Raw genomic sequence first — 15867 nt, 5'->3', positions numbered from 1 at the left:
GAAGACCAGAAGACCAGACGCCCGGCGGCCCACAGCCACCCGGCACCCAGCCCTGCCCACGATCGCCCTGACCTGCACCTATTTACGCGTCAGAGCCGATCCGCACACGCAGAGAGTCGGTAAAGTCGACCTGGGCCAGGGCCTCCTTCTTCGTCAAAGCCGGCAGGGCAGTCGGGGAGGGCGAAGCGCTGGGGGCGGTCTTGACCGTGGTGCTGGCGTTGTTGCTGGTGGTGCAGGCGGTGGCGGTGAGAGCGGCCGTGATGGTGGCGGCGAGCACGGCCGTGGTGCGGCGGGCGAGGGTGTGCTGGGGGATGTGGTGCTCCGGGTGCGTACGGTCAGTGGGTTCGGGTGGGGGCCGCGGATGCCGCAGGCGCGGGTGGCGCGGCAGGGGGTGGGGGCCGGGTGTCGGCGGCGGTCCGCAGGTGCTTCGCGGCGTCGGCGAGATGCGTTCGGGTCTGTGCGATGCGGTTGGCGAGATGCCGGTGGCCGGTGGTCATCGCGCGGGCCCGGCCGGGGCTCGGCGCTTGGTGGCTGAGGTCGGCGAGAGTGCCGAGCACGTGGATGGCGGCACCGAGCGAGGCGAGCGCGGCACCGGCAGGCTCGGCCGCGCGGGCGAGTCCGCCGGCGAGGCGGCGCTGGGCGGCCGTGACCTGGGAGGGGTAGCGGTCGGCAGCCCGGTGGCGCACTGCGTGCTGGCCGGCCAGGTAGCCCAGCAGACGGGCCAGGTGGCGGACTTCGTCGTCCAGGAGGTCACTGAGCACCGGGTCCGCGCGGATCTGGTCGGGCAGCGGGAGCTGGTCGGCGATGGAGTTGAGCCGGTCGGCCACGTCGTGCAGCAGCATCCGCTCGTCGAGGTCGCTGACGGCTTCAGCAGGCATCAGAGGGCTACCGCCGAGCCGCTGAGGGTGTGCCCGGAGCCGGGGGCCGGCGCGGGGGCGCGGCATGCCGGGCGCCGGGTGGTGGGGGTGGCGTGGCGGAAGGTGACGCCGATGCCCTGAGCGGTCAGCTGCCGGACGGCGGCCTCGGCCAGCAAGGTCGTGCGGTTCGGCGGCACGGGCTTTGCGAAGGTCATCGGCTGGGGCCGCCCGGCGGAGCCGGGGGCGGGGGCGGCAGCGTTCCGCGAACGGTGCGGGCGCGTTGCGTGAGCGGGGCGGAATCCGGTGGCGGGTCGTAGTGCGCCCGGAGGATCTTCAGGTCGGCTTCGGCTGCCATCGCGAGCGCGGACGAAATACGGCTGGCTGCGTCGCGCAGCAGCTTCGGCGGCGACCCGGTCTCCGCGCCGCGGTTCTGGTTCTTCCAGCGGGCGGCCAGGGCCAGGTGGTCGATGACCTCGGCGAGGAACGGCTCGACCGTGTCCAGCAGCGCGTTGAGGACGGTGCTGAACTCGGCCGGCGTGTCGGCGGCGTCCAGTGCCTGCCGGTACGGGCTCAGGTCCGGGACGGGGAGCGGCGCGGCTGTCAGCGCATGCCGGGCGCGGAAGTCTTCTGCGTCGCGCTTGGCCCATCGGTGCAGGTCGTCTGCGGTGGCCGAGCCGGTCTGGTGGGCGCGGATCTGCTCCGCGGTGCGACCGACGTTGTCGTACAGCTCGAAATCGGGGTGCTGCAGGAGTAACTCCGGAGAATCGAAAGGGGGCGTTGTGGTCGTCGTTTCGGGCGGGGCTGTCGTCACGAGCGGTGGTGCCTACGGGGCGAGGCCCGGGAGGGAGGCGCGAGTGCTTTCACGGCGCCGCTCACCGGCTGGGGAGCTCCGTGTGCGGTCCGTGGCGATGAGGGGCCCGGCGTTCTGTCCCGCGGTGGGGTTTCGGGGATACCGCCGAGGAGGGAGGGGCGGTCGCCGAGGTCGCGGAGCCAGCTCAGGAGCTTGGGCAGGTTCTTGTCGGGCCCGTAGGCGAGGTAGGTTCCGTCGGCGGTGTCGCAGCCGAACCACTCGGCGATCCCGAGTCGGATCCGGGAGTTGACGCGGCCCATGTGCACGTTCTTGCCGAGTCCCTTCGCCTCCCGTGCCAACCGCTCGGCGACCGGGCCGAGTTTCCACTCGGTCGATCCGGCCAGGAAGAGGACGTCGAAGGCATCCCACGGCAGCAGACCGGGCGCATCGCATCCGTCCTGTGCCGCGTAGGCGGCGGGAACGCCCAGTTCGCGGATGCGGGCCAGCCAGGGCAGGGACTCGATCAGGGTGCCGGCTGCGTCGAACGGCTCATCCGGGGCGAGCGCCCACAGACACCGGTCAGGCCCGTACCGGTCGACGGTGCGGCTCAGCCATGCGAACCATGCCTCGGTGCCCGGCCAGTAGCGGCCTTTGCCGTCGCTGCCGAACTTCGAGTTGTCACACGCGTACAGGGTGCCCTCGGGGATGCGGCTGCCTTGCGCGGGCGTGGTCATACAGCCGATGCGCCCGGCGCTCATCGCAGCCCGGATGTCAGGCCCCGAGGGAGTGCCGAGATACAGCACCGCCCACCTCCCGGACGGACGGAGCGCGGGTCCGCCGGGCTGTGGAAACCCGTGGGCGAGAAGGAGGGGGAGGGATGGTGCTCTGCGGACGTGTCCGGGTTCGGGTCACCGGCTCTTCGGGCGGCCCGGCCGGGTGCGAGGCGTGACCGGTACGGGGAGGTGGCTGGACGAGACGGGGTGGGGCAGCAGCCCGAGCCGGCCGAGGCGGTGGTCGATAGCCGCCACTAGAGGCTGGGTGCTACCGCCGTGGCGGGCCTCGGGCCGCTGCGAGGCACCGGGGTCGTCGGAGGGGGCCGAGTCGTAGAGGACCTCGAAGAGGCTCTGGTCGTCAGGGTGCTCGCGGGTCACGATCCAGCCCTCGGGGTCGCCGGGCGGGCGCTCGGAGGGCGGCTCCTGCGGCGGGCTGATGATCAGGTAGCTGCCGTCGGGGAGGGCCACGCGCACGATGTAGGCGCTGAGGCCGAACTCGATGTCGCACTCCAGCCCGCGCTCTCGCAGCGGCGTGGTGATGTGCGCGTGGCGGCGCCACAACTCCTGCCACCACGGGGTGTCCACGTTGCGATGGTCGGGAAGCGGCGCGAGCGGAGCCGCGCGGCGGGCGTCTGGAGTGCTCTGCTGGTCAGCGGCCACGGTTCCGCCTGCGGGAGGCCGTCGGGCGGTGGGACGGAGGTATCCGGCGAGCGGGGACGGCTTGCGGCTTCGGCACCGGACTGAAATCGAGTTCGTACTCGTCGCAGACGGCGATCAGGCCGTGCTCCATCTGAGCTTCGCGCTCGGCGATCTGTGCCATGAGGTCGTCGTGCTCGGCCTGGCAGTGCTGGTAGTTGGCCCAGTCGGCGTCGCTGAAGTGGGCGGGGCGGTTCAGAGGACTCCTTGAAGGGGCGGGGGTCGGCCCGGGTCAGCGGTGGCGACCGCCCGGTTTGGGCGGCACCGGGCTCTGGCGGGGGGAGGGCGTGAGGAAGAAGCGGTGGAAGTCGAGGTGGTCGGTGAGTTCCTGGACTGCGTCACCGACTGACTCCGACGCGCGCCGCAGACAGGAACGCGCCGTCGCGTGTTCGATGACCATGCGGTTGTCCCGGAAGTATCTGTCGTTCTCGCTGTGCGACCGGGGCAGTGAGAGCGCGGTCTGCGCGGTCTCGGCGAAGTGCGGTACGGCCTGGCTCGACAGGGTGACCGCGGACGCCAGATGGGCGAGGACGGCGCTGCCAGCACGGTTCTGGCTGGAGGTGGTCCGGGCGAAGTCGGCGGTCAGCTGGACGACATCACGGGCGAGAGCCTGCGCGTCGGTGACGTGCCGGAGCAGCGCGGTGAAGGACGGCGAGGCCAGGACATGACCGGTGTCGTCCAGCAACTCCCACTGCTCGAACGCGCCGGAGAGTTTGCCCCTGACGGCGTTGAGCGCGTCGATGAGGTGGAGGGTGGTGGCGCGCGGGATCAATTCACGCTGGATATCAGGTTTCATGAGCTTTTGCAGCCTTTATACTCATTCGAGTGTCGGTGTCGAAGAGCGCCAGCTCGTGGTTGTGCAGGAGGTGCTGCACGATGAAAGATCGTCCGGCGACTTTCCACAGGCCGCGCCCTCGGTTGAGGTGGGCGATGGCGTCCATCTCGACGGAGGTCAGGCCGAGCAGGGAGGCCGAGGCGTGGAGTTGGTCGGTCTCCTGGCGGTAGATGATGCGGGTGGAGCAGTCGGCGAGGAGTCCCTCGGCCAGTGCGCGGCCCTGTGATCCGGCGTCGCCGGCGGTGAGCAGGTCGGACAGCCGGTGGATGACCATGAGGTTGGCGATGCCGAGGCCGCGGGAGAGTTTCCACTGGGCCTGCATGCGCTGGAGCAGTCCGACGTGCCGCATCAGCCGCCATGCCTCGTCGTACACGATCCAGCGCCGGCCACCGTTCGGATCGGAGAGGGCGGACTCCATCCAGGCGCTCGCGCAGGTCATAGCCAGGACGAGGGCGGTGTCGTCCCCGGACCCGCCGAGCCTGGACAGGTCGATGGTGAGCATCGGCGCGGTCGGGTCGAAGGCCACGGTGGAGGGGGCGTCGAACATGCCGGCCAGGTCGCCGTGGACCAGGCGCCGCATGGCGTGGGCCAGGTCGCGGGCGGCATCGCCGAGTTGGCCCGACATCATTCCGGCGGCCTCGTCGAGCGCCAGAGGGTTGTTGAGGGCGGCGGCGACGTCGCCCAGGAGCGGGGTGCGGCTGGTGGCCTCGGCGTGGGTGACGACGGCGTCGAGGGCGACGTCCAGGGCGGTGTGCTCCATGGGCATCAGGTCCCGTCCCAGGACGGTGCGGGCCAGGGAGCCGAGCAGGAGCAGGCGTCGTTTGCGGATCTCGCCGCCCCAGTCCGCCTCCGGCACGCTCTCCGGGCGGGGCGCAGCGTCCAGGGGGTTCAGTCTGCCGGGCAGTCCGGGACCGAGGGCGACGGACCGGCCGCCGAGGGCCTGTGCGACCGGCGTCCACTCGCCCTTCGGGTCGCACGGCACGTAGACGCGGTACCCGAAGGCCACCGAGCGCAGCGCGAAGGACTTGGCCAGGGCGCTCTTGCCCTGCCCGATGACCCCGGCGAGCAGCAGGTTGGGGTTGGTGAACCCCTCGACCTTGCCGTACAGAGCGAATGGGTCGAAGACGAACGACGCTTCGGCGTGGATGTCGCGGCCGATGTAGATGCCCTCGGCGCCGAGTCCGCCTTCGGCGAGGAAGGGATAGGCGCCGGCCGCGATCGCGGTGGTCATGCGGTGGGCGGGGAGTCTCAGCCGGTTCCCGCGAGCGGAAGCGGGCCCGGGGCGTCCGTTCGGCGGGTGGATCGGGGCGGGCATCCGGTGCTGGGCGACCATTCCCTCGTCCTGGTGGGCGCTGGCTTCGGCGCGGGCCTTGGCGGTGGCCTCGGCAACCTGGCGACGGGCGGCCTTGCGGCTGGCGCGGTCGGCGCCGTGCGGGGTGAACAAGGCAGTGGCGGAGGCGCGGCGGGCGGGCCGGTGGCTCAACGGGGGCCCTCGATTCGGCGGGTGGTGCTCATCGCGCGCAGGCCGTGGTGTGCGGGCGGAGGTCGGTGGGGGTGGTCTTGCGGCGCAGGACGTGCCCGGCGGCGAGGTGGCGCTGGCAGATCGTCAGCTCGGGCGGGCCCTCGGGCAGCCGTTCTGGACGGCACGCGCTGGCCTCGGCCTCTTCCGCTGCGGTGTCGGCGGGCAGCAGGTGGAAGGCGGAGTGGACCTCGCTGGTGGCCTGCCAGAGGCGGGTGTGCGCGGTGGCCAGGTGACGGCCGGCGGTGGGGTACGGCGGCCGGGTGTTTTCGGCGAGGTGGTCCAGGAGGTGGAGCAGGGCGGTGAGGTGGGCGTGGAGCACGTCCAGGTGCAGACGGTCCGCTCGCTGGGGCGGGGCCGCGTCCGGCGAGGCAAGGGACCGGGTGTGGTGGCGGATTCCGGCGCTCGCGGCGCGGAGGTAGGGGTGCGCGTCGGGCGGGGGTGTGCGAGGGGGCAAGAGCGGTGATCCTTCCTGCCGGGAGGCAGGGGGTGGCGATGGGCGGTCCGGTCCTGGATGAGTCAAGGGGCCGGAGGCCGGGGACGGCCCTGGCTCACAGGGCGGTGCGGGCCAGCGGGAGCGCGGCGAGCGCGAAAGCGTCCGGCTGCTGGTAGTTGAGGCGACGCAAGTCGACGCCGGAGGTGACGGCGTGGGTCTCGATCTGTGCGCAGGCGGCGTCCAGGAGGGCGTCGGTCTCGGCGGTCACGGTGACCAGGCCGGTCAGCGCCACGTCCGCGTGCCCGGCGATGAGCTGGCGTTCGCGGGTTTTGACATCGGCGTACTCGACGGAGTCTTCCTCGCTGTCGACCTGCCCCCGGCGGGCCCGCTCGTTGGCATCGGCGATGATCGCCGCCTTCTTGCGCTGGACGTCCCGCAACGCGGATTCGAGGCCCTGCGGCACGTAGATGAGGGAGAGGCTGCGGCGCACGCCGGCCGTGAACATGATCCCGTGCAGGAACCCGGCCCCCATCTCGGTGCGCGGCCAGTTCTCCACCCAGTAGGTGGCGTGCCGTGCGCTGTCGGTGGCGAGTCGGTCGTACTCCTCGAACTGGACGACAGGCCCGGCAGCGGCGGGGTCGGCCTCGGCGCGGCCGGTCTCGGACCACTGCTGGAGCGCGGCGAGCGCCTTCGGGTCGTAGGCGGTACGGATGACGGCGGCGATCTCCCGCGCGCTCAGCCACCCGGTGACCTGGAGCCCGGCGGTGCGGGCGGCCTGGGCGATGGAAGCGGTGGTCTGCTCCAGGACAGTGAACGCCCCCGGAAGCCCGCCCCCGGCCTGACTGATCAGGCGCCGGGCGGCCTTGAGGTCGAGGGAGATGGCGAGGTAGGTCTCGTGCGGAGCGGCGGCCGGTCCGGCCGAGGCGACCAGTTCGGAGTAGATCTGTCCCGCCACCAGGGTATGCGGCTGCCCGTTCTGTGTCCAGTGCCGGGTGAGGGTGTCGCCGCTGTCGGGAACGGTGCGCTCCAGCACCTGCACGGTGGCGATGTGCCCGGTGCGGGCGATCCCGGCGAGCGCGCGCCCCCAGGCCGTGACGTTGTGGTTCTGGGTGGCGGGGTCGAGGAGCGCGAAGGCACGGCTGGTGACGCGGGCGACGGCGGTCAGCGTCTGCCGGTGCGGGTCGTGAACGGCCGCGGCGCCGTTGGCGGAATCGCCGGGGGTGACCACCTTCAAGGAGGCGGCGGTACCGGGGAGGTGGAGGACGCCGTCGTGGCGGGGCCGGGTGACGGGCCGGGCGAGCCAGAGGGTCTGGCCGGTGCGGCGGCGGTGCGTGTACCGGGTGACGATCGGCGTCCAGTCGATCAGTGAACGGCCGTGCCGGCGGATCGCGACGAGCGCACCGGCCGTGGCCCACACAGGGGTCAGGGCGACGGCGCCGAGCAGTCCGGTGGAGATCACCGTCATCAGCAGCAGTGCCAGCGTGCAGGAAACGAGGGCGAGTTGGGGCCAGGAGAGGCCGAGGAGGATGCCGCGGCGGGACCGGTGCGGGAACTTCACCGTGACCGGAGCGGGGAGATCAGTCAAAGGGGCGGTCCTGGAGGCGCGGGTGGAACCCGGGGGCGGGAGCGAGCCTGCGCACCCCGCCCCCGGGAGTCGGTCAGGGAATCAGAGGACGGTCGGAGGCGGCAGCGAGGGGCCGCTCGCCCCGGTCGACGAGGCGCTCTGCGTACCGGAGGACGGCGGTGCGCTCTGCGGCGGTGGGGTCGTGGTCGGCGGAGTTGACTGCCATCCGCCGCTCGGCCCGGACGCGGCACTCGTGGCGAATCCACCGGGTCCCGGGCTGCCTCCCACCTGGCCGCTGGTGGCGTCGGACATGCTGGCCGGCGCGGGCTGGACGGCCTTGCCCAGGCCGGACTTGACCGCGTCGCCGCCAGCCGAGACGCCCGTTCCGCCGCTCTGCGATCCCTCCTTGCCTTCGTCGCCGCCGGTCGGGTTGGCGGCGATGTCGCTGGGGAATCCGCCGCCGGCGTCTGGGCCCTGCGGTGCGGCACCCGCGCCGGCGGCAGCGCCACCGGTCCCGGCGGTCGCTGCCGCGGCGGCCTTGCGGGCCGCCTTCTCCGCGTGCACCCTGGCGATCTGGGCTCCGGCACCGCCGGCACGGTGGATGGACTCGCCGTCGGTGCCGTCGGCCGCCCAGTGCACGAACTTGAAGACCGCGTACGGGCACAGCAGCACCAGGACCATGATCACGATGCCGGACATGACGTCGGCGAGGGCGGCGATGCCGTCCTGGGCCTCGGTCTTGCCCATGGCGGCGATGCCGAGCACGAAGATCACGGTCATCAGGAGCTTGGAGACGACCAGGGTGGCGGTGGCTTCGATCCAGCCCTTGCGCCAGCGCCGGGCGACTTCCCAGCCGCCGCCGGCGGACGCGAACACGGCGAGGGTGACCATGACGAGGATGCCGACCTTGCGGACCATCATCACGCACCAGTAGAGGATGGCGCCGATGGCGGCGCCGAGCCCGGCGACGACCGGGACGAGCCAGCCCAGGCTGGCCAGCGATCCGATCTGGTTGACCTCCACGATGCGGCGCACGGCCGACTCGATGTCCAGGTGCGCGGTCTTGAACAGGCCGTCGCTGACGGCGTCGACGACTTCGACGGCCACCGTGGTCAAGGAGATGGCGCAGAAGGCGAACAGGACCCCGGACGCGGTGCCGGTGAACGCCTGGGTGAGGGCTTGTCCGTCACGTCGGACAGCGGCCCGCACGAGCTGTGCGCAGAAGGTCGCGACCAGCAGGACCAGGCCCAGCGGCAGCAGCGTCTCGTAGTTGTCGACGAACCACGTCGCGTTGAGGTCCACCTTCGTGGTGGTGTCGACCGCTTCGGCTGCCAGATCGGCTGCGGCGGCGGCCAGTTCGCCGGCGGACTTCGCCATCCAGTCACCGATGGCCTTGCCGGGATCCGAGGCGAAATCCACCGCGTCACCGACGTCGCACAGCTTGTCGGCCAGGGGGAAGTCACAGAAACCCACGGGGAGTCACCCCTCCTTTCGTTCTCGGACGCGGGTCACTGGGTGACGCTCGGTGCGAGGGCGGCCAGGGTGCAGTCGTGGTCCGGGCGGCATTGGACGGCGAGGGTCACGGCCCGTTCCTCGGCCCCGCTGCCGCCCTTCTTCCAGGCGATCTGCTGTGTGCCGTTGACGGTGACGACGTAGATGTACGCCTCGGTGATCGCGGACGGATCGTCCGCCAGCGCCTGCTTGAACGCGGAGGGGTAGTGCCCCTCGGTGACGTGGGCGGTGGCGTGCTGGTCCTGGTCCGCCATCCGCGACCACAGCACCGGATCGGGAACCTGGCCGGCAACGGAGGCCCAGTCGGCGTACTTGGTCTCCGTGGTCATCCAGGCGCGCATGCCGGCGAGTTGCTGGTCGCGGCTTGTTGCGCGGGTGTCGTAGGACCACAGCATCTGCGCTGCCGCCTTGGCGTAGGCGACCGGATCGGCGATCTGCGGGGGCTTGGGCACCGACCCGGACCCGGACGACGGCGTCGGGACGGCCTCGGCGGCGGGGGACGGACTGCTGCCGGACGTGGCCGGTGCGGCGGTGTCCGCAGCTTGGCGGCCGTTCCCGCTGCCGGTCACCACGGCGACGACCCCCGCGAGGGCGAGCAGGACGGCGACGGTGCAGGTGACGATCGCGATGCGCCGGTTGACCGACCAGCTCGCGCCGTACGTGGACAGCGAAAGGGAGGGGAGCGGGTTTCGCATCAGTGGACCTGCGACCCCAGTCCGGAGAAGAAGGCGATGATCCCGTTCGCGGCACCCAGACCGAGGGCGGCGCCGGCGGCCACGACCGCGCCCTTCTTGCCGTTGGCCTCGGCCTGGTGACCACCGGTGTGGTGTCCCCAGGCCCACACACCGAGGGAGACCGCGAGGGCGCCGACCACGGCGACGATCGCGAACAGGTTGATGGAGTTGACCACGTTCTTCAGCACGGAGAGGCCGGGGAGACCGCCGCCCGAGGGCGTGATGCCTGGGTCGTAGGCGAGCTGGATGACGCGGTCTGCGAGAGGGACGGACATGGGCGTGGCAGGGACTCCTTGCGTACGAAGGCCGGGCGGGGCCGACGGGAGACGGGGGAGGCGTGAAGCGGTTGCCTCGGGCGGGAACTAGGGCGCCGTCCGGGCCGGGGACTGCCCTGCCGGCGGCAGGGCAGTGGTCACGCTCCGGGGCGGTGGCCGGGGTGCTCTACTTCGGGATCGACGGCTCCGGCGCGGGGTTGGTCTGATAGGGGTTCGCGCAGTTGTAGATCATGTAGCCGCGGATCTTCTTGCCGTCGGACTTCCGGGTGACGGTGCCGCGGGTGTACCAGGTCTTCTCGGCCTTCTTGTACGCCCACTGGTCGTAGAGGACCTTGTCGTGTCGGTAGCCGATGCCCACGACCGTGGATGTCTTCGACGGGGCCTTGCGGATCTTGACCGCGCTGCAGCTGATGGTGGTCTTGCCGGTGTCGTACGCCTGTGCCGTGGTGGCGGTGACCAGGCCGCCGGCGGCGACGGCCAGGCCCAGCGAGGCTGCTGCGAGAGCGCGGTGGCGGGATATCAAGGATGCTCCGTACTGTCGGGGAATCTCACTCAGAGATGGTGTGTCGTGGCGGTCTCGCCCGGCCGGGATCACAGGACGCGGCGGGCGGCGAGGATCGTCCAGTCCTTGATCGGAGTGATCCGGACCGGTTTGGAGGTGCGCGGTGCCTCGATCACGAGGCCCTCGCCCATGTACATGCCGACGTGCTCGGGCCGGCTGGCGGTGCCGCGGCTGAAGATCAGGTCACCGGGCTCAAGGCGGGCGGGGGAGACCGCCTTGCCCTCGTTGACCTGCGTGTACGTGGTGCGGGTGAGGGTGATGCCGGCGTGGGCGTATGCCTGTTGCACCAGGCTGGAGCAGTCGCAGCGGCCCATGGGGTCGGGACCGTGCGCGTCGGTGCAGGATCCGCCCCACTGGTAGGGCGTGCCGAGCTGCTGCATCGCCCAGATGATGGCCTTGCGCGCCTTGGGGTCGGTGTCTGCGGGGATCTTGTAGCCCGTGGGGACGCTTCCCTCGGGGATACGGCCGAACCCGGAACCGTCCTCGCTCGCAGTGCAGCCGCTCGTGTCGGACGCGGCTTGCTGGGTTTGGTCCGCATCCTTGCCGTCGGTGGCGTTGCCGCCGCCGAGGAAGGTCTTGGCGATAGCGGCCTGCAGCGCGGCGGCCAGGGTTTCCCACTGCGCGTACGCGTCCGGCAGTGCGGACTGCTGCACGGCTTGGGCGGCCTGGGCGACAGTCATCTGCTGCCAGCCGTCCACCTTGAGCAAGTGCTTGTAGAACTGCTCGCTGGCGTAGGTAGGGTCGCGGATCTGCTGGGCGGTGCCCCAGCCCTGGGATGGGCGCTGCTGGAAGAGGCCGAGGGAGTCGCGGTCGCCGTAGTTGAGGTTGCGCAGCCGGCTCTCCTGCATCGCCGTGGCGAGCGCGATGATCTGCCCCTTCGTGGGGACGTCGAGCGAGAGGCCGGTGGCCACGATCGTCGCCGCGTTGGGGATCTGCTCGGCGGGCAGGTCCAGGCCCTCGATGTGCACGTCTTTGCCGGAGGATCCGTCGAGGATCTCGGCGACCTGCTCCGTGACCTTGGCGGTGTCGATGTCGCTCAGGCAGGTGCTGAAGGAGCCGCTGTGCTGTACGGCGTCGGCGGCGGAGGCCAGCATCATGCCGGTGCCGGCGAGAAGGATCGGGGAGAGGAAGACGACGCCGATGCCAGCGGCGAGCCCCTTCAACCCGAGCGGGCCGCTCGTCGGTCAGCGGGTTCGGGCATGGGTGGGTAGCGGGACGTCATGAACGTGTCCTTGGGGTTGCGGTGTCCGGCGTACCGCGTCCGCGAGGTGTCTTGGAAGGGCGCGGCAGCCGGGGTGGGCGATCGACGGCGGGCCGGTGCGCGGTGAGTTGCCGCTCGCTGCGCGTGGCCGGTCCGTGAGCTAGGTGTGCCAGGGCAGGGGGTACCTCCGCGAGGTGGGGCAGGGGGTGAGCCAGCGGCGGTGTGCGCCGGGCGGTTCAAAAACAGTAGGCGCGGATCGGCGGTTGACCAAAAAGTCGGCGTGAGGTGCCGGAATCCGGCACCTCAGGAACGCACTTCTTGGCCGTCGGCACATTCGCCTCTACAGTTTTTGGACTCCCCCTCGCTCTCCTCGGTCCGTGGCCCTGGGCTTCTGCACGCCCACTTCCGGCCCGCGAGGACACCCGTGCGAGACGGGTAGCTCCCTCTGCGATTCCGTACCCGAAATTGGGGCTCCTCTTTGCCTTTTTCCCTGCACCAGGGCGATGCCCTGAGCGTTCTCGTCGGCCTCCCGGACGGCTGCGTCGACTCCGTCATCACCGACCCGCCCTACAACTCCGGGGGCCGGACGGCGAAGGAGCGCACCACGCGCTCCGCGAAGCAGAAGTACACCTCCGCCGACTCCAAGAGCGACCTCGCCGACTTCACCGGCGAGAACATGGACCAGAGGTCCTACGCGTTCTGGCTGACGCAGATCATGACCGAAGCCCACCGTCTCACCAAGACCGGCGGGACGGCGCTGCTGTTCACCGACTGGCGCCAGCTGCCCACTACGACGGATGCGATCCAGGCGGCCGGGTGGCTGTGGCGCGGGGTGCTGGCCTGGTACAAGCCGCAGGCCAGGCCCCAGAAGGGCCGGTTCACCCAGAACTGCGAGTTCATCGTCTGGGCCAGCAAGGGGCCGATCGACGGCTCCCGCAACCCGGTCTATCTGCCCGGCATGTACTCGGCGTCGCAGCCCTCGGGCGCGCAGCGCCGGCACATCACGCAGAAGCCGGTCGAGGTGATGCGCGAGCTGGTCAAGATCAGCCCCGAGGGCGGAACGGTCCTCGACTTCTGCGCCGGCTCAGGCTCCACGGGCGTGGCCGCCCTGCTGGAAGGCCGGGACTTCATCGGCGTGGAGAAGACCGAGCACTACGCGTCGATCGCGGCCGAGCGGCTCACCGAGACGCTCCGCTCAACCCTCACGCAGGACGACATGGTTCTCACCGCCTGAGCCGCCCCCTGCCCGCCGCCCAGACGGCCCGTCCCCACGCGTACCTGCCGGCGCACCGCGCAATTCGCTGGCGGCGCCGCGTGCGGGCGCGGCTTTTCCCTCGTTCCGCGTCTTGTAGGAGGCCGAACTTCTCGATGCCCGAATCCGTAGAACCCGCCGGTGGTGGAGAGTTGGAGCCGATTCGTATTCCGGATCCGCAGCTGGAGGGGATCGAGGCGAGCGTGCGGCGGCTCATGGAGCAGTCGGCGCAACAGGCCCAGCAACTCGACCATCTCGCGTCCGACTCGTCACCGAGCGGGTCACCGTTTGCCGCGTTCGGCATGCCGGGATTCGGCGGCCCGCCGGCCACCGCTTCACCGGAGCCCCGCCCGATCCTGGAACTGGACGGCGAGGAACGCGAGGACGAACTCGACGCCCTGTCCGACTGGGTCGACGACTTCTTCCTCCCGGTCTACGGGGCGGAGGTCACCACCGCGGCGCCCTGGTGCCTGCAGTGGCAGGAGCACGACGACGTCGTGGCCTGGCTCCATGCCCTGTGGCTCGCCTACCAGCAGCACAAGGACCCCGAAGCCGGGCCGGCCGGCATGTTCGTGTGGCACCGGGACTTCCTCACCCACGCCGTCGCGGCGATCCGCGCGCCGGGCGGTCCGCTGTCGGCCTGCATGACCTCACCCGACCGGCCCGCGCACCGACTCCTGCCCGGCCCGCAGCCGTCCGTGCGTACGGAGAGGGCCACCGCTGAGGAGGCCACCGGGACGCCCGAGCCGTACGAGCCGGCGACATGACCGCGGGAGCGGGACAGGCCGCCTTCGGACTGAGCTTCGATCCCCGGGCGCTGACCGATCTCCTCCAGGCACCCGGCGACATCCGCGACCTCACCCTCGCCTACCTGCAGGAAGTCGTGAACGCGCAGCGCTTCGGGCTGCGTCTCGACGGTGACCTGGAAGGCTTCAGGAAACTGTTCGTGGACTCGCGCAAGGACTGGCGCGTCGTCTACACCGTCCGCCCGGCGCCCGCGGGATCCCCCCTCCACAAGGAGATCCACGTCGTCGCGATCCGGCCCCGCGCGGGCAACGACGTCTACGACGAGGTCGGACGCCGCCTGGGGATGACCCGCCGGCCGCTGAGCGCCCGCACCCACGCGGCACGCTCCCGCTCCCCGCAGCTGACCACCCGCACTCCCGCGCCCCGGCCCGCCCCACCGCCCATCGCGGCACCGGGCCTGCCCCGTCCCGCACCCCACCCCGCGCACCATCCCACCCGCTGAACGCAACGGAGCGTCGCCTATGCCCCCTGAACCCGCACCGCCTGCAGTCCGGCGAGCAATCTCCCCGCTCGACCACCACATCGAAGCCGTCACCGGCCACGACATCGACATGCTGTGGGACTTCCGCGACCGTGGCGTCCTCGACGAGCCCCACGCCCATCTGGTCGACCGGCACCGCGAGTTGGCCACGGCCCAGACCGGCGTCACCTTCCACCTGCGCCTCCTCAACCGCCTCTCCAGCGGCGAGTTCGACGTCGATGACGCCCTGTTCACCCGCATCGACCGCACCGCGGAACAACTGGAAGAGGCCGCCGCCGCGCGGGACGCCGCCGCCCGGGCGGTGCTCGCCGCCCTGGAACCCATCGAAGCCGCAGCAGCGCCCGACGCGAAGCAGCTCTCGACGGACGACCAGGCGGCGCTGCTCGCCATCGCCGGCGGAGCCAAGCTCTACGAACACCTGCTCACCGGCCGGATGAGCGTCACGGCAGCCTCCGGCACCCGCATCCCGCACGCCAAGCTGCTGCGGCTGGAGGAGACCGGTCTGGTCGTCCGGGACACGGGCCACCCCGTGCACGCCGGCCAGCCGGTCACGCTCACCGACACGGGACGAGCCGCGCTGTTCGCTGCCAGCCGGACATCCACGACACAGGCGCCGAAGGTGCCGGCTCGACCCGGCACGTCGCCGTCGGCTCTGGCGCAGCGGCGTTGATGTTCTCCGAAAGGCCCTTGTTGCATTACGCCGAGACGGCGCCGTTCGGGAAGCCCATTCCCCAGGTCGACTTCGGTCTGGACGACCTCGACGCCGACGAGGAGAAGTACCTCGACTTCTACCGCAACGTCGGCGTCCACGAGGACATGCTCGTCCCCATGGCCGAACACCACGACGGGCCGCACAGTTACTACGTCCTGTTCGACCGCACCGTGACCTGGGGACACCCGGGCCTGCCCCAGATGCTCGCCGTCTATCTGCAACGGGACCACGAGAAGAAGACGTTCGCCTTCGAGCAGAAGCCGCTGCCGCTGCCCGCGATGGCGCAGTCCTGGCTCATCCACCGGGGCTGCCCGCCCGATGCCATCGGCCTCGACCCGGAGTTGAGCGGACCGCCGCCGGCGGACGAGGCCACGCGAGCACTGGAGCGACGCCTCGTCGGCGACGGCGACCACTACGCCATGGGCTACTCCTACACCAGGGACGACCTGGACGACATGGTCGTCGTGGTGGCTCTGCGAGCGCTGGACGAGCGTGCCCTGTCGCCGTTCCGTGTCGTGGTCGAAGAGGTCGATACCGAAACGTGGACGCACACCCTGCGCGAGGGCGGTTTCGACACGGTCGGCCAGGCCCTGAAGTGGTGCGAGGACCGCCTCATGGGCGAGGCCGGTCCTCTCCCGCCGGTCCGCCCGACGTCCGCCGCTAGCCGCCCGGCCGGTGTGGCGAGGTCCCCCGCCCCGCGACCGCCCGGCCGTTCGCGCTGAGTGCCCGGCCCGACGCGGGCGACGCAACATAGCCGACGATCGCCGGTTAGCCAAACCGGCGATTCTCCGGACTCTTATAGCCGCCGGGACAACCTCCCCGCAGCACCAATCACGCAATCCCTATGTCTCTTCGGAGGCT

Annotated in this window: 21 protein-coding genes; 5 read left to right on the top strand and 16 right to left on the bottom strand. The window is 71.2% G+C overall.

All coding sequences use genetic code 11. The annotated features are described in order from the left end of the window. Nucleotides 1–82 precede the first annotated feature (82 nt). From ACIQVL_RS49630 to ACIQVL_RS49555, 16 genes are all read right to left on the bottom strand, one after another. Complete coding sequence (locus ACIQVL_RS49630; RefSeq protein WP_403479033.1) at nucleotides 83–277, bottom strand: hypothetical protein; 195 nt, start codon at nucleotides 275–277, stop codon at nucleotides 83–85. 58 nt (nucleotides 278–335) lie between these two features. Beyond that, a complete protein-coding gene (locus ACIQVL_RS49625) occupies nucleotides 336–878 on the bottom strand; it encodes a hypothetical protein (protein WP_403479032.1) in 543 nt (180 codons plus the stop codon). Then, a complete protein-coding gene (locus tag ACIQVL_RS49620; protein WP_403479031.1) occupies nucleotides 878–1072 on the bottom strand; it encodes a hypothetical protein in 195 nt (64 codons plus the stop codon). The genes ACIQVL_RS49625 and ACIQVL_RS49620 overlap by 1 nt, the downstream gene beginning before the upstream one ends. After that, nucleotides 1069–1668, bottom strand: a complete 600-nt coding sequence (locus ACIQVL_RS49615; RefSeq protein WP_403479030.1) for a hypothetical protein — start codon at nucleotides 1666–1668, stop codon at nucleotides 1069–1071. The genes ACIQVL_RS49620 and ACIQVL_RS49615 overlap by 4 nt, the downstream gene beginning before the upstream one ends. Further along, complete coding sequence (locus tag ACIQVL_RS49610) at nucleotides 1665–2381, bottom strand: hypothetical protein (protein WP_403479029.1); 717 nt, start codon at nucleotides 2379–2381, stop codon at nucleotides 1665–1667. The genes ACIQVL_RS49615 and ACIQVL_RS49610 overlap by 4 nt, the downstream gene beginning before the upstream one ends. Nucleotides 2382–2555: 174 nt before the next feature. Beyond that, nucleotides 2556–3005 carry a hypothetical protein gene (locus tag ACIQVL_RS49605; protein WP_403479028.1) on the bottom strand — a complete coding sequence of 150 codons (450 nt, stop codon included), beginning with the start codon at nucleotides 3003–3005 and terminating at the stop codon, nucleotides 2556–2558. Between the two features lie 64 nt (nucleotides 3006–3069). Further along, entirely contained in the window at nucleotides 3070–3240 is a 171-nt protein-coding gene (locus ACIQVL_RS49600) for a hypothetical protein (RefSeq protein ID WP_403479027.1), read from the bottom strand. Between the two features lie 108 nt (nucleotides 3241–3348). Then, nucleotides 3349–3912: a hypothetical protein gene (locus tag ACIQVL_RS49595; RefSeq protein ID WP_403479026.1), complete on the bottom strand. Its 564-nt coding sequence runs from the start codon at nucleotides 3910–3912 to the stop codon at nucleotides 3349–3351. Beyond that, nucleotides 3902–5434 carry a VirB4 family type IV secretion system protein gene (locus ACIQVL_RS49590; RefSeq protein WP_403479025.1) on the bottom strand — a complete coding sequence of 511 codons (1533 nt, stop codon included), beginning with the start codon at nucleotides 5432–5434 and terminating at the stop codon, nucleotides 3902–3904. The genes ACIQVL_RS49595 and ACIQVL_RS49590 overlap by 11 nt, the downstream gene beginning before the upstream one ends. Before the next feature lie 28 nt (nucleotides 5435–5462). Next, the gene (locus tag ACIQVL_RS49585) at nucleotides 5463–5927 is read right to left on the bottom strand and encodes a DUF6238 family protein (protein WP_403479024.1); all 465 of its coding nucleotides are present in this window, start codon (nucleotides 5925–5927) and stop codon (nucleotides 5463–5465) included. A 94-nt stretch (nucleotides 5928–6021) separates the two neighbouring features. Next, nucleotides 6022–7491 (bottom strand): SCO6880 family protein, encoded by a 1470-nt coding sequence (locus ACIQVL_RS49580; protein ID WP_403479023.1) that lies wholly within the window; start codon nucleotides 7489–7491, stop codon nucleotides 6022–6024. A gap of 81 nt (nucleotides 7492–7572) precedes the next feature. Continuing rightward, nucleotides 7573–8943 (bottom strand): ATP-binding protein, encoded by a 1371-nt coding sequence (locus tag ACIQVL_RS49575; protein ID WP_403479022.1) that lies wholly within the window; start codon nucleotides 8941–8943, stop codon nucleotides 7573–7575. 35 nt (nucleotides 8944–8978) lie between these two features. Beyond that, on the bottom strand, nucleotides 8979–9677 hold the full coding sequence (locus ACIQVL_RS49570; RefSeq protein WP_403479021.1) for a hypothetical protein: 699 nt from the start codon (nucleotides 9675–9677) through the stop codon (nucleotides 8979–8981). Beyond that, nucleotides 9677–9991, bottom strand: a complete 315-nt coding sequence (locus ACIQVL_RS49565) for a DUF6112 family protein (protein ID WP_393846127.1) — start codon at nucleotides 9989–9991, stop codon at nucleotides 9677–9679. Before ACIQVL_RS49565 ends, ACIQVL_RS49570 begins: the two co-directional genes overlap by 1 nt. A gap of 166 nt (nucleotides 9992–10157) precedes the next feature. Beyond that, nucleotides 10158–10514: a hypothetical protein gene (locus tag ACIQVL_RS49560; protein ID WP_403479020.1), complete on the bottom strand. Its 357-nt coding sequence runs from the start codon at nucleotides 10512–10514 to the stop codon at nucleotides 10158–10160. Nucleotides 10515–10582: 68 nt separating this feature from the next. Next, complete coding sequence (locus ACIQVL_RS49555; protein ID WP_403479019.1) at nucleotides 10583–11716, bottom strand: C40 family peptidase; 1134 nt, start codon at nucleotides 11714–11716, stop codon at nucleotides 10583–10585. A gap of 516 nt (nucleotides 11717–12232) precedes the next feature. Here ACIQVL_RS49555 and ACIQVL_RS49550 point away from each other — a divergent pair. The 5 genes from ACIQVL_RS49550 to ACIQVL_RS49530 all read left to right on the top strand — a co-directional run bounded on the left by ACIQVL_RS49550 (nucleotide 12233) and on the right by ACIQVL_RS49530 (nucleotide 15728). Continuing rightward, nucleotides 12233–12988, top strand: coding sequence for a DNA-methyltransferase (locus tag ACIQVL_RS49550; RefSeq protein WP_403479018.1), 756 nt, complete (start codon nucleotides 12233–12235; stop codon nucleotides 12986–12988). A gap of 233 nt (nucleotides 12989–13221) precedes the next feature. Then, complete coding sequence (locus ACIQVL_RS49545) at nucleotides 13222–13773, top strand: DUF4913 domain-containing protein (RefSeq protein ID WP_403479037.1); 552 nt, start codon at nucleotides 13222–13224, stop codon at nucleotides 13771–13773. Continuing rightward, nucleotides 13770–14255, top strand: coding sequence for a type II toxin-antitoxin system RelE/ParE family toxin (locus ACIQVL_RS49540; protein WP_403479017.1), 486 nt, complete (start codon nucleotides 13770–13772; stop codon nucleotides 14253–14255). The genes ACIQVL_RS49545 and ACIQVL_RS49540 overlap by 4 nt, the downstream gene beginning before the upstream one ends. A 19-nt stretch (nucleotides 14256–14274) precedes the next feature. Beyond that, nucleotides 14275–14964 carry a hypothetical protein gene (locus tag ACIQVL_RS49535; protein WP_403479016.1) on the top strand — a complete coding sequence of 230 codons (690 nt, stop codon included), beginning with the start codon at nucleotides 14275–14277 and terminating at the stop codon, nucleotides 14962–14964. Next, the gene (locus ACIQVL_RS49530) at nucleotides 14964–15728 is read left to right on the top strand and encodes a hypothetical protein (protein WP_403479015.1); all 765 of its coding nucleotides are present in this window, start codon (nucleotides 14964–14966) and stop codon (nucleotides 15726–15728) included. Before ACIQVL_RS49535 ends, ACIQVL_RS49530 begins: the two co-directional genes overlap by 1 nt. Nucleotides 15729–15867: the final 139 nt, after the last annotated feature.

This window comes from Streptomyces sp. NPDC090499, assembly GCF_044769305.1.
In the GTDB taxonomy this organism is placed as follows: Bacteria; Actinomycetota; Actinomycetes; order Streptomycetales; family Streptomycetaceae; genus Streptomyces.
Note: the sequence above shows the minus strand (reverse complement) of the source record. Positions and strands in the feature narration are given on the sequence as shown.

What these genes read in the sequence shown, in the direction of transcription:
- ACIQVL_RS49625 (WP_403479032.1), bottom strand. Translation starts at nt 878, where the DNA reads ATGCCTGCTGAAGCCGTCAGCGACCTCGACGAGCGGATGCTGCTGCAC.
- ACIQVL_RS49620 (WP_403479031.1), bottom strand. Translation starts at nt 1,072, where the DNA reads ATGACCTTCGCAAAGCCCGTGCCGCCGAACCGCACGACCTTGCTGGCC.
- ACIQVL_RS49610 (WP_403479029.1), bottom strand. Translation starts at nt 2,381, where the DNA reads ATGACCACGCCCGCGCAAGGCAGCCGCATCCCCGAGGGCACCCTGTAC.
- ACIQVL_RS49600 (WP_403479027.1), bottom strand. Translation starts at nt 3,240, where the DNA reads ATGGCACAGATCGCCGAGCGCGAAGCTCAGATGGAGCACGGCCTGATC.
- ACIQVL_RS49595 (WP_403479026.1), bottom strand. Translation starts at nt 3,912, where the DNA reads ATGAAACCTGATATCCAGCGTGAATTGATCCCGCGCGCCACCACCCTC.
- ACIQVL_RS49570 (WP_403479021.1), bottom strand. Translation starts at nt 9,677, where the DNA reads ATGCGAAACCCGCTCCCCTCCCTTTCGCTGTCCACGTACGGCGCGAGC.
- ACIQVL_RS49565 (WP_393846127.1), bottom strand. Translation starts at nt 9,991, where the DNA reads ATGTCCGTCCCTCTCGCAGACCGCGTCATCCAGCTCGCCTACGACCCA.
- ACIQVL_RS49545 (WP_403479037.1), top strand. Translation starts at nt 13,222, where the DNA reads ATGGAGCAGTCGGCGCAACAGGCCCAGCAACTCGACCATCTCGCGTCC.
- ACIQVL_RS49540 (WP_403479017.1), top strand. Translation starts at nt 13,770, where the DNA reads ATGACCGCGGGAGCGGGACAGGCCGCCTTCGGACTGAGCTTCGATCCC.
- ACIQVL_RS49535 (WP_403479016.1), top strand. Translation starts at nt 14,275, where the DNA reads ATGCCCCCTGAACCCGCACCGCCTGCAGTCCGGCGAGCAATCTCCCCG.
- ACIQVL_RS49530 (WP_403479015.1), top strand. Translation starts at nt 14,964, where the DNA reads ATGTTCTCCGAAAGGCCCTTGTTGCATTACGCCGAGACGGCGCCGTTC.